Origin of the sequence: Streptomyces gelaticus, assembly GCF_014649535.1 — a bacterium.
Taxonomy (GTDB): domain Bacteria; phylum Actinomycetota; class Actinomycetes; order Streptomycetales; family Streptomycetaceae; genus Streptomyces; species Streptomyces gelaticus.
In genome coordinates this window covers 63,198-76,646 of the sequence record NZ_BMTF01000007.1, presented here as the reverse complement: position 1 = coordinate 76,646, position 13,449 = coordinate 63,198, and the positions used below count along the sequence as shown (strand labels likewise).

General features: G+C 71.5%; 12 protein-coding genes. 8 read left to right on the top strand and 4 right to left on the bottom strand.

Annotation, left to right across the window (positions count from 1 at the left end):
• Positions 1 to 13: 13 nt before the first annotated feature.
• The gene (locus IE107_RS12670; RefSeq protein WP_189543841.1) at positions 14 to 1,273 is read right to left on the bottom strand and encodes an alpha/beta hydrolase-fold protein; all 1,260 of its coding nucleotides are present in this window, start codon (positions 1,271 to 1,273) and stop codon (positions 14 to 16) included.
• A 111-nt stretch (positions 1,274 to 1,384) separates the two neighbouring features.
• Here IE107_RS12670 and IE107_RS12665 point away from each other — a divergent pair, with 111 nt between their 5' ends.
• Both IE107_RS12665 and IE107_RS12660 read left to right on the top strand, forming a co-directional pair.
• Entirely contained in the window at positions 1,385 to 1,594 is a 210-nt protein-coding gene (locus tag IE107_RS12665) for an MbtH family protein (protein WP_189543840.1), read from the top strand.
• 16 nt (positions 1,595 to 1,610) lie between these two features.
• The gene (locus IE107_RS12660) at positions 1,611 to 2,132 is read left to right on the top strand and encodes a GNAT family N-acetyltransferase (RefSeq protein WP_373302433.1); all 522 of its coding nucleotides are present in this window, start codon (positions 1,611 to 1,613) and stop codon (positions 2,130 to 2,132) included.
• 34 nt (positions 2,133 to 2,166) lie between these two features.
• Here IE107_RS12660 and argB read toward each other — a convergent pair whose 3' ends face one another.
• Positions 2,167 to 3,021 (bottom strand): acetylglutamate kinase, encoded by an 855-nt coding sequence (argB, locus tag IE107_RS12655; protein ID WP_268246587.1) that lies wholly within the window; start codon positions 3,019 to 3,021, stop codon positions 2,167 to 2,169.
• A 184-nt stretch (positions 3,022 to 3,205) separates the two neighbouring features.
• On the opposite strand from argB, the gene IE107_RS12650 reads away from it, so the two are divergent.
• Both IE107_RS12650 and IE107_RS12645 read left to right on the top strand, forming a co-directional pair.
• Entirely contained in the window at positions 3,206 to 3,685 is a 480-nt protein-coding gene (locus tag IE107_RS12650; protein ID WP_189544057.1) for a hypothetical protein, read from the top strand.
• A complete protein-coding gene (locus IE107_RS12645) occupies positions 3,682 to 4,362 on the top strand; it encodes a vitamin K epoxide reductase family protein (protein ID WP_189543839.1) in 681 nt (226 codons plus the stop codon). Before IE107_RS12650 ends, IE107_RS12645 begins: the two co-directional genes overlap by 4 nt.
• Here IE107_RS12645 and IE107_RS12640 read toward each other — a convergent pair.
• The gene (locus tag IE107_RS12640) at positions 4,313 to 5,647 is read right to left on the bottom strand and encodes a globin domain-containing protein (protein WP_189543838.1); all 1,335 of its coding nucleotides are present in this window, start codon (positions 5,645 to 5,647) and stop codon (positions 4,313 to 4,315) included. The genes IE107_RS12645 and IE107_RS12640 overlap by 50 nt on opposite strands.
• 340 nt (positions 5,648 to 5,987) lie before the next feature.
• On the opposite strand from IE107_RS12640, the gene IE107_RS12635 reads away from it, so the two are divergent.
• Positions 5,988 to 6,665, top strand: coding sequence for a response regulator transcription factor (locus tag IE107_RS12635; RefSeq protein WP_229866909.1), 678 nt, complete (start codon positions 5,988 to 5,990; stop codon positions 6,663 to 6,665).
• A gap of 87 nt (positions 6,666 to 6,752) precedes the next feature.
• On the opposite strand, the gene IE107_RS12630 is transcribed toward IE107_RS12635, so the two are convergent.
• Positions 6,753 to 8,450, bottom strand: a complete 1,698-nt coding sequence (locus IE107_RS12630; protein WP_189543836.1) for a sensor histidine kinase — start codon at positions 8,448 to 8,450, stop codon at positions 6,753 to 6,755.
• Between the two features lie 604 nt (positions 8,451 to 9,054).
• Between IE107_RS12630 and ctaD the strand changes: the two genes are divergently transcribed.
• From ctaD to pcaDC, 3 genes are all read left to right on the top strand, one after another.
• Positions 9,055 to 10,725, top strand: a complete 1,671-nt coding sequence (gene ctaD / locus IE107_RS12625) for an aa3-type cytochrome oxidase subunit I (RefSeq protein WP_189544056.1) — start codon at positions 9,055 to 9,057, stop codon at positions 10,723 to 10,725.
• A 51-nt stretch (positions 10,726 to 10,776) separates the two neighbouring features.
• Positions 10,777 to 11,136: a hypothetical protein gene (locus IE107_RS12620; protein WP_189543835.1), complete on the top strand. Its 360-nt coding sequence runs from the start codon at positions 10,777 to 10,779 to the stop codon at positions 11,134 to 11,136.
• 1,024 nt (positions 11,137 to 12,160) lie between these two features.
• Complete coding sequence (gene pcaDC, locus IE107_RS12615) at positions 12,161 to 13,438, top strand: bifunctional 3-oxoadipate enol-lactonase/4-carboxymuconolactone decarboxylase PcaDC (protein ID WP_189543834.1); 1,278 nt, start codon at positions 12,161 to 12,163, stop codon at positions 13,436 to 13,438.
• Positions 13,439 to 13,449 lie beyond the last annotated feature (11 nt).

The following is a 13,449-nucleotide window of genomic DNA, read 5'->3' as shown; positions in this document are numbered from 1 at the left end:
TCCCCGAAACCGCTCAGGCGAGGGCCCAGGCGACGTCCCTGAGCAGGGCGTGCCGCCAGCCGGCCCGGTCGTGGCCCGAGGGCGAGCGGGAGACCCGCACCGTCGCGCCGGCCTGTTCGGTCAGGGCCTCGGCCAGTTCGCAGTGCGGCAGCATCCGCGTCTCGTGTTCCCCCACGTCGAACGCACACCGCAGGCCGGACAGATCGGCGCCCCGGCGCAGCCGCGCGGCTACGGCGCCGCCGACCGGGCCGCCCAGGGGGTCCGCCAGATCCATGGCGCCGGGTGCCCACCAGAAGGACGCCGACTGGAGAGCGACCCGCGAGACCAGGTCCGGGAACGCCAGCGCCGCGTACAGCGCGCTCAGCCCGCCCAGGCTCTGCCCGGCCACCACCAGCCGGTCCGGCTCGGCCGTCACGCCGGATTCCGCGACCAGCGGCAGGAGTTCGTCCCGGACCGCCTCCCACAGCTCGGGCCTGCACCCGAACTCGGCCGCCCGGTCCTTGGCCGGAACGAAGACCAACGTCACGGGGGGCATCGCGCCACCGGCGACCGCCGAGTCGAAGGCGGCCATGGCCGGGTGCAGATACAGCCAGTCGTCCCCGTCGAGCAGCAGGACCACCGGCCCGCCGCCGCCCGCCGGGTGGAGGCGCACGGTGCGCCGCCCGCCGAGCCGCGCGCTGTTCCAGCGGAGCCGGGCCGAGGGCAGGGGCAGCACGTCGTCGGGGCCGAGGACGGGCCAGTGCGGCTGCGCCGGGGCGTCCGGGGTCGCGGCGACGGACCGGTCCGCGCCGGCGCCGACCGGGTTGTACGGGTCCGCGTGGGCCGCGTCGCCCGCGAGGATCCGGTAGGTCACCCGCAGCCGCGCGGGCATGCGCACCTCGGCGTGCCAGCAGTCCGTGTCGGCCCATCGGCGCAGGGGAACCGGCGGCGACCAGCTCTCGAACCCGATGCCGGCCTCGGACCCGCGCCACAGGAACAGGGTCCGCCAGCCGCCGTCGCCGTCGGGCACCGACATGGGGGTGCGCGCCGCCGCCCAGAACGCGTCGGTGCCGGGGCTGCCGGGCAGCCCGAACTCCGCGAAGGGGCCTTCCTCGTGGGCCGTGGGGTTGGAGCCGGGAGGGGTCCTGTCCGGCCGGTGCGGCGGTGGTCCGTGGTCCGACGGCACATGCCCGGGGGCGCGTTCGTGCCGTCCTCGGTGCGGAGCCGTGCGATCTCCGGAGGCGTGGACGTCTCCTTGTGAGAGAGGAGGGGAGAGGTTAGGCTCATTCTGCATTAGGTGAGCCTAACCTAACTGCCCACCCCCTCCATTCCGATCCACCCGGATCTGACGCACACTCACGACGGGCCTGTCGGTGGCCCGTCGGGCCCGAGGAGACATCCACGCATGAGTACCAACCCTTTCGACGACCCCGAAGGCCGCTTCCTGGTCCTGGTGAACGACGAGGGGCAGCACTCGCTCTGGCCGTCCTTCGCCGAGGTTCCCGGGGGCTGGACGATCGTCCTCGCCGAGAGCACCAGGGAGGCGTGCCTGGACTTCGTCGAGGCCAACTGGACCGACCTGCGCCCCCGGTCCCTCGCCGCGTCCGGCGACTGAACCGAGCGGGGAAACCTTGACCACGGCCTCGTCGTGCCCCGCCCCGCTGCCGCCCGCGCTTCCCGGGCCGGCGTACTCCGTGCGCTCGGCCCGGGAGGAGGACGCCGCTGAACTCGCCGAACTCTCCCGGCCGTTCGTACGTTCGGGCGCGCTGCGGGAGCGGCCCGTCTCCCTCTATGCCGCCCACGCGGCCGACTTCCTGGTGGCACAGGACCCTTCGGGCCGCATCGAGGGCTCCGTCGGCCTGCGGGTGCATCCGGCCGGCCCGGGGGAGGCCCGCGGACCCGTGGGCGTTCTGTACAACTTCTGCGTGGCCGGCCACCGGCAGGGGTGCGGAGTGGGAGCCGGGCTCCTGCGCGCCGCACTGGCCATGGCGCACGCCCGGTCGCTCGGCGCGCTGTTCACCGCGACGACCGGTGGTGGCGGCCTGTTCCTCCGGTACGGGTTCGCACCCACGGCCGTGCGCCGGGCGCCCGCCTCCTGGGTGCGGTCCATGGACCCCCGCCGCGACACGCGGATCCTCACGAAGTCCCTGTGACGGCCGGCTCGCGTCTGCGAGCCGGCCGCCGCGGTCATCCGGTCCGGCCGCTGCTCCGGCGAGCCGGATCGCTGCCGGGTACCACGGTGGTGCCGGGACCGGTCTCGCCGAGGGCGCCGCGCAGCACCGCGTGCGGTACGCGGCCGTCGAGCACGTGAGCCTTGCCCACCCCGCCACGGACGGCCCGCAGGCAGCCTTCCATCTTCGGCAGCATCCCGCTCGCCAGCCCCGGCAGCAGCCCGTCCAGCGCGTCGGCCGTCAGGTGCTCGATCACCTCGGTGCTGTGCGGCCAGTTCGCGTACAGCCCCTCCACGTCGGTGAGCATCACCAGCCGCTCGGCACCGAGGGCCACGGCCAGGGCCGAGGCCGCGAGATCGGCGTTGACGTTGTAGGCCTGCCCGTCCTCGCCGCGTGCCACGGGGGAGACCACCGGTATGTGCCCCTGCTCCAGGAGGGTGCGCACCATGCGGGGATTCACGTCCACGACGTCGCCGACGAGGCCGATGTCCACCGGCCGTCCGTCCACCCAGGCCGGCCGCCGCACCGCCGTCATCGTGTGCGCGTCCTCACCGGTCATCCCCACCGCGAAGGGGCCGTGCTCGTTGATGTGGCCGACCAGCTCCCGCTGGACCCGGCCGCTCAGCACCATGCGCACCACGTCCATGGCCTCCGGCGTGGTCACCCGCAGGCCCGCCTCGAAGCGGGATTCCAGGCCGAGGAGAGCGAGCATCGCGCTGATCTGCGGCCCGCCACCGTGCACGACGACCGGGCGCAGTCCCGTGCGCCACAGCTCCACGACGTCCCGGGCGAACGCCCGTTTCAGGCCCGCGTCCACCATGGCGTTCCCGCCGAACTTGATGACGACCGTGCCGCCCCGCACCCTGTTCACATACTTAGCTTAGCCTAGCCTAAATTGTCGTGATCCCGTATGGGGGAAGGGAGTTGCCGTTCGCCTCGGGCCCAATTCCACCGGAGTCCGGCCGAGAGGGCCGATCGGCCCTAGTGGTGCCGGACCCCGGATGGATTCACTGCGATGCACAGCACGCCGCGAGTGCGCGCAGGAGGGAAGCATGGTGATCGCAGTCGTCGGGCACAGGGACCTCGGCAACAGGACCCTGGAGCTGGTGGAAGCCGAACTGAGAGCGCGGCTGGACCGCTTGGCGGAAGGTGCCGCCGCCCTGGTACGGGTCGGTTCGGGGCTTCCGCTGGTGTTCGGGAGGGCCGCGCGGGAGGCCGGGCGGAAGCTGACCGTGCTGCTGCCGGCCCGGGGCGCTGTTCCCGCCGTGCTGCCCGAGCGGGACCGGTCGGCCGCGGGCGAACTGCTGGTCCTGGCCGAACACGTGCGGCTGCTGGCCTTCGATCCGGCCGACCGCGACGCGTGTGTCGGCGCCGATGAACGGCTGGTGGAGTCGTGCCGGACCGTACTCGCCGTGTGGGACGGATCGCCGTCGGACGGCCGGGACGCCACCGCGCATCTGGTCGCCTTCGCGCGTGCGCGAGGAATCCGGGTGGATGTCGTCTGGCCGGACGGTTCCGTACGGGGGCGGGGATGAAGCTGTCGGAGCGTGGGACGGAGCGGGCGGCGGAAGGGCCCGAGGCCGACGAGCGGGTCCTCGTCGGCGCGTCCGGGGCGGCCGAGGAAGGGGAGTGCGCCGGGGCGAGGCGGGGGTTCGCCTGGTTGCTGGTGATCACCGCCGCGCTCGGGCTGCTCGGCTCGTTCGCCATCACGATCGACAAGTTCGAACTGCTCGCCGACCCCGGCTTCGTGCCCGCCTGCTCGCTGAGCCCCGTGGTGTCCTGCACGAGTGTGATGCGCAGCGAGCAGGCCTCGGCCTTCGGTTTTCCCAACCCGCTCATCGGGCTGGTCGCCTTCGGGACGGTGCTGGGGACCGGCGCGGGCCTGCTCGCCGGCGCACGCTACCGGCGCTGGTACTGGTGGGGGCTGAACCTCGGCACGCTGTTCGGCGCGGGCTTCTGCATGTGGCTGATGACACAGGCGCTGTTCGAGATCGGCGCGCTCTGCCTGTGGTGCGTGCTCGTGTGGGTGGCCACCATCTTCATGTTCTGGCACACCACGGTGCACAATCTGCGCCACGGCGTCCTGCCCGCCCCACGCGCCCTGGTCGCCGCGGTGCTGGAGTTCCCCCTTGTGGTACCGGTGACCTGGTGCCTGGCCATCGTCATGCTGATAGCAGTCCGGTTCTGGCCGTACTGGCAGACATTTCTGTGACCGCGACCATGCCGGTGGCGTCGTGATGGATCTGCTCGGCCGGTACTCCGGCAGCGACCAGTCGTGCGGCCACGGCCTCCACCGGCCCGGCCGACGGGGTCTCGGCTGCCAGGGCCAGAAAGGCGTGCTGCCGGGCGGCGGCCCCGGGCTGCGGGGGCAGTATTCCGTTCAGGGCCCGCAGCCCGGCACCCGCGAAGCGGGCGCTCGCCGCGTCGGCCGCGATGACGGTCAGCCAGGGGCGCCCGCGCCGGAACGCTTCCAGATACGCCGCGTCGTACATCTCCTCGGCCGCCCTCTCCTCCGGCCCGGCGGGGCCCAGCAGCAGCCGTACCTGCTGTGCGCGGGAGCGGTCGGCGTCGATCCGTTGGAGCAGTGCCTTCATCGGAGCCCAGCCCGTACCGGAGGCGATCAGCAGGATGTCCGCGGACGGAAGGTGATCCGGCAGGGCCAGCGCGCCGCGCGGGGCGCTGAGACGGAGGGTGCCGCCCTCCCGCGTACCGTGCACCAGCGCATCGCTCACCCCGTCGGCGCCCCGGGCCCGTACGTGGAACTCCAGTTCGCCGTCCGGATGCGGGGCGCGGGCCAGATAGTAGGGACGCCAGGCCTGCTCCAGCAGCGGCGACTCCAGGGACGCGTACTGCCCGGCCTCGAAGCCGTAGGGCTGGTGGGGCCGCACCCGCAGTACGGCGAGATCGGGGGTGCGGAGTTCGTGCGAGGTCACCGTCGCCTCCCAGCTGGGCGGTTCGGCGATCGCCTCGTCCGCGCCCCTGACCATCGCCGAAACGGCCAGCCGCAGCATCCGCAGCCAGGCATGCTCCAGTGCATGGGTCCACCGGATGCCCGCGCGCATGCGCAGCGCCTCGATCAGCGCCGCCTCGAAGGCCTCGAAGTGCGCGGGGCGCACCCCGAGCTTGCGATGGTCACGCCCCAACTGCCCGAAGACACCGATCATTTCTTCTGTACGGTGCAGATTGCCGATCAGGTAGCGGAAGATCCCGGCGAGATGGGCCTGCTGGAACGCCATCGACTCGGGGAACAGCGACCGCAGATACGGGTGCCGATCGAACAGGTTCCGGTACAGCTCGGCGATCAGCTCCTCCAGCGGGTCCACCAGCGGCAGCGAGTCGCTGATCAGCAACTGGTCGGCTGTTCCGTCGTACGCCTGCGGGGCCTCGGCGCTCCATTCCCCGGCACGGCTGCCGGACGGGGCCAGGATGCGTCGTCGCAGCCGCATCGCGTCATGCCGTGCGAGCAGTGCGTGGTAGTCCTCGCTCGGGGTGTTCATGGGCCGGTTGCTCCTCGTTGCAGCACTGTGGGGTGGCCGGGAAGGGAGATGTCCGTGGCGCCCGGACGATCTTGGCGGCGTCAGTATGGCACCGCGCCCCACCCGCTGACCGGCCCCTGGCCACAGGGTCTTTCGACCCTGTTCACATGCTGTTTTCCATGCTGTTGTCCCCCGGCGGGAACAGTCCCGCGGCCGGGCACATACTGTTCCCGGCCCTCTCCCCGAACCGATCGAGCATGATGTGAACGACTTCGCGCACACCCCAACGAGCACGACCCCACCGAGCACGACCCCGTCGAGCACGGGCCCGTCGCGGTCCGCGGCCCCCGTACGCGTCTTCATCCTCGACGACCACGAGGTCGTGCGGCGCGGCGTACGTGATCTGCTGGAGGCCGAGGACGACATCGAGGTCGTCGGCGAGGCGTCCGACGCCCGGGAGGCGCTGGCCCGCGTACCGGCCAGCAAGCCCCAGGTCGCCGTCCTGGACGTACGCCTCGGCGACGACCGGGGCGGCGACCACGCCGGCATCGAGGTGTGCCGGGAACTTCGCGCCCTGATGCCCGAACTCGCCTGCCTGATGCTGACGTCGTTCGACGACGACGAGGCCCTGTTCGACGCCATCATGGCGGGCGCCGCGGGGTACGTGCTCAAGCAGATCAACGGAGCCGATCTGATCACCGCCGTACGCAGGGTCGCATCAGGCACCTCGATGCTCGATCCGCGGACGACCGCCCGCGTGATGGCACGGCTGCGGGGTACCGAGCGACCCCCTGCCGAGGCGTCGAACCCCTCGGAACTGGACGGGCTCACGCCCAGGGAGCGGCAGATCCTGGATCTCATCGGTGAGGGGCTCACCAACCGCGAGATCGCGGAACGCCTCTTCCTGGCCGAGAAGACCGTCAAGAACCGGATCTCCTCGATCCTCGCCAAACTGGGCGTGGGCCGCCGGATCCAGGCCGCCATGCTCGTCGGCCGGGTCAAGGACCGCCAGGGGTGGCCGCAAACACCGGGAGTCTGACGGTCACTCGGACATCAGCCGTGCAGCCGGTGGCTCCCGAATGATCCGGCGTCAGCCGTGCAGCGGCGCAGGTCAGCTGATGGTGCGTCAGTCATGCAGCGGTGCACTCCAGATGATCCGGGTGCCACCGTCCGCCGGCCGTTCGACGGTCAGGGTGCCTCCGCACAGCTCCGCCCGCGTACGCATGTTGGCCAGCCCTCCGAGGCGGCGCCCGGCCGCCGGTTCGCCGGCGTCGGCCGCCGAGCCTGTCCCGGCCGCGGTCATGACGCCGTCCCGGATTCCGATGCCGTTGTCGGTGACGGTCAGGGTCACCGCGTCGTCGGCCGACAGCACGATGCCGATGCGCGTGGCGCGGGCATGGCGGGAGGCGTTGGACACCGCCTCGGCGGCGACCGCCACCACATGTTCGGCCAGCTCGTCCGGGACCGTGGTGTCCACCGGCCCGTCGATCCGCAAAGAGGGCCGGAAACCGAGAGCGTGCGCCGCCGTGCGAGCGGTCTCCGCCATCCGGTGCCGCAGCCCGCCGCGACCGGAACCGTCCGCTGTCCGCAGATCGAAGATGGTGGACCGGATGATCCGGATCGTGGTGTCCAGATCGTCCACCGCCCGGCTGACCCGCTCGGCCGCGTCCGGCCGGTCCGCGATGGCACGGGTGGTGCTCTGGAGGGTCATCCCGGTGGCGAAGAGACGCTGGATCGCCAGATCGTGCAGATCGCGGGCGATCCGGTCCCGGTCGTGCATGACGGCGAGCTCCTCGGACTCGGCCCGCCTGCGGGCCAGTTCCAGGGCGATGGCCGCCTGGTCGGCGAAGCCCGAGACGAACGCGACCTCGGTGTCGTCGAACGGTGGCCGGTCCACCGGCCGGCCCAGGCGCAGTGCGCCCCTGGTCTCCGCGTCGACCCGCAGAGGCACCGTCACCACCGGCCCCAGACCGTCCTCGGCACCGTCGCCGAACGGGTGGGCCCGGGGATCGGTCCGCACATCGGCGCAGTGCACCGGGGTTCCGGTGCGGGCGGCGAGCCCGGCCAGTGATCCCCATGCGGGCACGGACAGTCCCGTCACGCGTTCGGAGTCCCGGCCGTGGGCGACGGCAACGGTCAGGCGTGCCTCGGCCCCGGAGGCCTCCGAAGCCCCGGAGAGGGCAACGGCAGGCGTCGGCAGCAGAATCGCGGCCCGGTCGGCCCCCGCCACCTCCATCGCCCGCTCGGCGATCAGATGCAGCACCTCGTCGGCGTCGGTCCCCGAGAGCAGCGTGCGGGTGATCTCGCCCAGCGCCTCCAGCCGCCGCTCCCGGCGGCGGCTCTCGTCGTACATGCGGGCATTGTCGATGGCGACGCCGGCCGCGATCGACAGGGTGGTCAGCACCGCCTCGTCGTCGGCGTCGAAGCTCACCCCGCCCCGCTTCTCGGTGAGGTAGAGGTTGCCGAACACCTCGTCCCGGACCCGCACCGGCACCCCGAGGAAGGTGCGCATCGGGGGATGGTGGGGCGGGAAACCGAAGCTGCGCGGATGGCTGCTGAGATCGGTGAGCCGCAACGGTTGCGGGTGCCGGATCAGCTCACCGAGGATCCCGCGCCCGCACGGCGTCTGGCCGATCACGGCGGCGAGCTGCTCCGATATGCCGACCGGCAGGAACTCCAGCAGCTTCTGCCCGTCCCCGACGATGCCGAGCGCCCCGTACTCCGCGTCGGTCAGGGTCACCGCGGCCTCCACGATCCCGCGGAGCACCTCGGGCAGTTCCAGGCCACGTCCCAGGCTCATCACGGCATCCAGCAGACTGCGCATCCTGTCCGGCCGGCTGGGGTGGGGCCAGGCCGCCGGGCCGGCGCAGGGGGAGTGGGGCAAGGCCCTGGGTGCTGTCTCTGTCATCGGGGCGTCGCTCTCAGGGTCCGTGTGCCGTATGCAGGGAAATCGCTCACCGGATCACCGCAGGGCTGGGACCGGTCCACGGCCGGTCAGCCTACGGCAGCCGCAGGGCGGGCCGGGCAGTGCGCTGCCGCCTTTGGGCCCGGCCCGGCGAGGCCGGTCGGCTCCTCGACGGACCGGCAGGTAGGGCCGGTCGGCCCGGCGGAAGGTGCCTGTCGGTCCCTGGAGGGCTTCGAGGGGCGCGGCCAGCATGGTGCGGCCGGGAAGGTCCGGTCCCGTCCCCTCGTGATCCGCCGGACCTTCCCGACCGCTCCGCCTCCGCCCCGTGCGGCCGGGGAGCGTTCGGAGAACCGCAAGAGCTGGAGGACACGGTCCGGTGGACGCAATGGAATCGCAGGGCAATCGAGCCGCCCCCGCACAGGGGCCCCTGCCCCCGGGCCCCGGAGCCGCCACCGCCGACACGCGAGCCATCGGAAACGGCAGCCGGTCCACCGGAGACGGCAACCGGTCCACCCCGGTCGGCATGCAGGAGCCCGCGGCGCGGCCCGGCACCGCACTGCCGGGCCGCCGCCCCTCCCGCGGGCGGATCGTCGTCTCGTGGCTCACCACGACCGACCACAAGCAGATCGGCACGCTCTATCTCGTCACCGCGTTCGTCTTCTTCCTCATCGGCGGCTTGATGGCACTCGTGATGCGTGCGGAACTCGCCCGCCCCGGTACGCAGATCGTTTCCAACGAGCAGTTCAACCAGGCATTCACCATGCACGGTTCGGTGATGCTGCTGCTGTTCGCGATGCCGCTGTTCACCGGATTCGCCAACTGGATCATGCCGCTTCAGATAGGCGCGCCCGATGTGGCGTTCCCACGGCTGAACATGCTGGCGTACTGGTTGTTCCTCTTCGGTTCGCTGATCGCCGCCGCGGGGTTCCTCACCCCTCAAGGCGCCGCCGACTTCGGGTGGTTCGCCTATGCCCCGCTGTCCGACGCGACGCATTCACCGGGCATCGGCGCCGACATGTGGATCATGGGCGTGGCGCTCTCCGGATTCGGTTCCATTCTCGGAGCGGTCAATTTCATCACCACCATCATCTGCATGCGCGCCCCGGGAATGACCATGTTCCGGATGTCGATCTTCACCTGGAACGTACTGCTGACCGCCGTACTCATCCTCCTGGTCTTCCCGGTCTTCGCCGCGGCGCTCCTCGCGCTGGAGATGGACCGGAAGTTCGGCTCGCACATCTTCGATCCCGCCAACGGGGGTGCGCTCCTGTGGCAGCACCTTTTCTGGTTCTTCGGTCATCCCGAGGTCTATGTACTGGCTCTGCCGTTCTTCGGAATCGTCTCCGAGATCGTTCCGGTCTTCTCCCGGAAGCCGATGTTCGGCTACATCGGCCTCGTCGCCGCCACGATCGCCATCGCCGGACTCTCCGTCACCGTCTGGGCCCACCACATGTATGCGACCGGTGGCGTGCTGCTGCCCTTCTTCTCCTTCATGACCTTCCTGATCGCCGTGCCGACCGGCGTGAAGTTCTTCAACTGGATCGGCACGATGTGGAAGGGATCGCTCTCCTTCGAGACGCCGATGCTGTGGACCACCGGATTTCTGGTCACCTTCGTATTCGGCGGACTGACCGGAGTCATCCTGGCCTCACCGCCGCTCGACTTCCATGTCACCGACTCGTACTTCGTCGTCGCGCACTTCCACTACACGCTCTTCGGCACGGTCGTGTACGCGATGTTCGCCGGATTCCATTTCTGGTGGCCGAAGTTCACCGGAAGGATGCTCGACGAGCGCCTGGGCAAGATCACTTTCTGGGTGCTGACGGCCGGTTTCCATCTCACGTTCCTCGTGCAGCACTGGCTCGGCGCCGAAGGAATGCCGCGCCGCTACGCGGACTACCTCGCTGCCGACGGATTCACCGCTCTCAACACCCTCTCCACCATCGGATCGTTCCTGCTCGGACTGTCCTTCCTGCCCTTTTTCTACAACGTCTGGAAGACCAGCCAGTACGGCAGGAAGGTCACCGTCGACGACCCCTGGGGATACGGCCGCTCCCTGGAATGGGCCACGTCCTGCCCTCCGCCCCGGCACAACTTCATCTCCCTGCCCCGTATCCGCAGCGAATCCCCGGCCCTCGAACTGCACCACCCGGAGATCGCCGCACTCGAAGTCGACCCCGCCGTGTCCCACTGACCCATCCGGACCTGCCCCCGCAAGCCCCGCCCTCAGGAGAGTGTGCTGCCGATGTCCCACGGTGTTCTGGCGGTCGGTGTCGTCGTGCTCCTCGCGTCCGGCAACGTCTGGTACCTGCCCGCCTATGTCGACCTGCGGGCGGGCCAGGACCGGCCGCGCTCCCGGCGACCGGCCGCGGCCGCCGTGCTGACCGGCTGGGGATCGGCGGCCCTCACGCTGTTGCTGCTGCTCATGCCGGTCGCTCCGGTCCTGGCCGCGCTCGCGGCGGTCGCGGGCACCACCGCCGTGGTGTCCCTGGCCGTCCAGGCGCGGCTGCGGCGGGGCCAGGAGCAGCGTGAGGAGGAAGCACGCTGGTCCACGCTCCTTGCGGTACGGACCGGCGGCCGGACCGGGACCGCCGAGGAGGAGTAGCCGACCGTACGCCGGGCTCACGAGGAGAGGACCTCGTGAGCCCGGCGCAGGGCCCGCCAGCGTTTGACAGGCCCTGCGCAGCGGCGCGTACTGGAAGAAGGCCCGGGCTACGAGCGCACCGGGCCTCCTGCCCCGAGGCCCGCCGACGGAGCGGACCGCCGGCCGGGCGTGCCGGCGGAGTGAGGGACGGTCATGACGTCCCGGGCCGCAATCAGGCCGAAGCCTCCGGCGACCACCCTGAATCGCCCCACCCGCGTCGCCGAGAGCGGTACGACTCAAACCGGCGGGAAGCATCCAGTGGTCCAGGGCCGCGGCAGCACCCAGCAATGTGCTGAACGAGACCACGAGGAGCACGGCACCGGTGATGCGGCCGGGGAAGGTCAGGGCCTTCCCCAAGTCATCGATGCCGAACGAACCCAGCACCAGCGTCGTCAGGAGAAGGACCAGCAGGACCGATACCACGGTCACCGGGGATCGTCCGGTTCTCGTCGGCATACGTCGCGCCCGCGGGTGCGAGGCGGCGCCCGACCTGGGCGGAGTCTTCACGCGATCACCTCTCGACGTCGTGGACCGTGCGCGATGTGTCGACGGTGACGGCGACCGGACACACCCGACGCCGACCGGAAGGAGCCCCGCCGGTCGGCACTCGTATCCCGCAACAGGACCTGAGCCACGAGGTGTCTCCTTCGGCCGCCACCGGGGCAAGCACGGGTGAAGCGCCGCCTGACGAGCCTCTGTCGACCTCCCGCGGCACATATCTCGTGCCGGCGACCCAGGAGACCTGGCGCTGCGTCGGGGCTCGGGCACCATCGTGCGTGGGGATCCGCCGGATCACCATCCGGGTGCCTCCGGACGGCCCAGCCCCGCCGTTCCGGCTGCCGTGACGGGACGCCGGCCGTCGTCGACCGGACGGCGGTTGCCTCGGCCCGCCCGGCGTCTGCGGGGCCTGTCGCCGGGAGAGGGGCGGAAACCGCTCCGTTCCCCCGGCGGTGTGAGCTCTCGTGACATATGGGAGCGTGGGCGGGTGAGTGAGACGACGACTGAAACCCTGCAATACCGCTTTGACGGGCCGGAGGACGCACCGATCCTGGTCCTGGGGCCCTCGCTCGGTACTTCATGGCACATGTGGGACCGGCAGATACCGGAGCTCACCCCGCACTGGAGGGTCTTCCGCTACGACCTCCCGGGTCACGGCGGCGCCCCCGCCCACCCCGCCACCGCCATCGGTGATCTCTCCGACCGGCTGCTCGCCACCCTCGACGGACTCGGCGTCCAGCGCTTCGGGTACGCGGGCTGTTCCATCGGCGGCGCGATCGGCGCCGACCTGGCGCTGCGCCACCCGCACCGGGTCGCCTCGCTGGCCCTGGTCGCCGCTTCGCCCCGGTTCGGCAGCGCCGACGAATTCCGCCAGCGCGGGGTGGTGGTGCGTACCAACGGGCTGGAGCCGATGGCACGCACCGCACCCGAGCGCTGGTTCACGCCCGGGTTCGCCGCCGCCCAGCCGGCCATCGTCGACTGGGCCGTCCAGATGGTCCGGACCACCGACCCGGGCTGCTACATCGCCGCCTGCGAGGCCCTCGCCGCCTTCGACGTCCGCGGTGATCTCGGCCGCATCACCGCCCCGACCCTCGTCCTGGTCGGCGCCGAGGACCGGGTCACCGGGCCGGGCGACGCCCGCACCCTGGTCGCGGGCATACCGGACGCCCGGCTCGCCCTCGTCCCCGGCGCCTCCCACCTCGCCCCCGTCGAGCAGCCCGGAGCCGTCACCGATCTCCTGCTCACCCACTTCTCCACGGCCTGGCAGGACACCCTCGCCGCGATCCCCGTCCCGCCGTCCACCCCGCAGCTCTCCGCGCCCGTGCTGCCCGTCGCGGAGATCACCGCCGCCACACCGCAGCCCCGGCCCGGAACCGAGGGACGCCCCGACCCGTACGAGCCCGGCCTGAAGATGCGCCGTGAGGTGCTGGGCGACGCCCATGTGGACGGGGCCCTGGCCGCCGCCGACGAGTTCACCGAGGACTTCCAGGAGCTGGTCACCCGCTACGCGTGGGGTGAGGTGTGGACCCGGGAGGGCCTGGACCGCCGCACCCGCAGTTGTGTCACGCTCACCGCGCTGGTCGCCTCCGGACGTCTGGAGAGCCTGGCCGCACATGTCAGGGCCGCCCTGCGCAACGGCCTCACCCCGGCCGAGATCAAGGAGGTGCTGATGCAGACCGCCGTGTACTGCGGCGTGCCCGCCGCCAGTGCCGCCTTCTCCGTCGCCCAGACCGTGATCCAGGAAGAAACGAGGCCGCGCCCGTAGCAGGATGGGAG

Excerpts from the sequence above, each read along its gene's own strand:
- IE107_RS12670 (WP_189543841.1), bottom strand. The coding sequence starts at position 1,273 with ATGCAGAATGAGCCTAACCTCTCCCCTCCTCTCTCACAAGGAGACGTC.
- IE107_RS12665 (WP_189543840.1), top strand. The coding sequence starts at position 1,385 with ATGAGTACCAACCCTTTCGACGACCCCGAAGGCCGCTTCCTGGTCCTG.
- IE107_RS12645 (WP_189543839.1), top strand. The coding sequence starts at position 3,682 with ATGAAGCTGTCGGAGCGTGGGACGGAGCGGGCGGCGGAAGGGCCCGAG.
- IE107_RS12640 (WP_189543838.1), bottom strand. The coding sequence starts at position 5,647 with ATGAACACCCCGAGCGAGGACTACCACGCACTGCTCGCACGGCATGAC.
- IE107_RS12630 (WP_189543836.1), bottom strand. The coding sequence starts at position 8,450 with ATGCGCAGTCTGCTGGATGCCGTGATGAGCCTGGGACGTGGCCTGGAA.
- ctaD (WP_189544056.1), top strand. The coding sequence starts at position 9,055 with ATGCAGGAGCCCGCGGCGCGGCCCGGCACCGCACTGCCGGGCCGCCGC.
- IE107_RS12620 (WP_189543835.1), top strand. The coding sequence starts at position 10,777 with ATGTCCCACGGTGTTCTGGCGGTCGGTGTCGTCGTGCTCCTCGCGTCC.